This window comes from Facilibium subflavum (assembly GCF_003574485.1).
In the GTDB taxonomy this organism is placed as follows: domain Bacteria; phylum Pseudomonadota; class Gammaproteobacteria; order Francisellales; family Francisellaceae; genus Facilibium; species Facilibium subflavum.
The window spans coordinates 1-713 of record NZ_QLIT01000227.1; the positions used below are offsets into that span (position 1 = coordinate 1).

The window sequence follows — 713 nt, forward strand, 5'->3', positions numbered from 1 at the left end:
TCGATGTCACCGCGGTCAATGATGCGCCTGTGTTGACGGCAGGTGGTACACTAAATTATGTGGAGAACGCTGCTGCTTCAGTGATTGATAGCACGATTACGCTGAGTGATATTGATGATACAAATATTGAAAGTGCGACGGTGACGATCAGTGGCAATTTTGCTTCAGGGGAAGACGTTTTAGGTTTTAGTGATACGGTAAATATTACTGGCAGCTATAATGCATCGACAGGTGTTTTAACCTTAACAGGAAGTGACACACTGGCAGCCTATCAAAGTGCATTAAGAAGTGTGACCTATGAAAACACGTCTGAAAATCCAGATACGAATGCCAGAACAATCAGCTGGGTAGTCAATGATGGTGACGATAATGCCACAGCAGTTACCAGCACAGTAAATGTCACCGCGGTGAATGATGCGCCAACGGCGGCGAATAATACGGTCACCACCAGTGAAGGTACGGCTTACACCTTTAGTGCAAATGACTTTAACTTTGCTGATGTGGATGGTGACAGTCTGGCCAGTGTTGAGATTACCACGCTTGAAGGTGCCGGTAGTCTGCAGTTAAATGCTTCAGATGTCACTTTAAATCAGGTGATTAGCAAAGCAGATATTGATGCAGGGCTATTGGTATTTACTCCAGCAGCAGATGCCAATGGTACAGCTTATGACAGTTTTGGTTTTAGTGTGAACGATGGCACGGTTGATTCTGCG

At 45.2% G+C, this 713-nt stretch carries 1 protein-coding gene; it reads left to right on the plus strand.

Annotated features, from left to right (window positions below):
* The coding region (locus tag DNK84_RS11800; protein ID WP_162902426.1) for a cadherin-like domain-containing protein at window positions 1-713 on the plus strand (713 nt) is incomplete at both ends.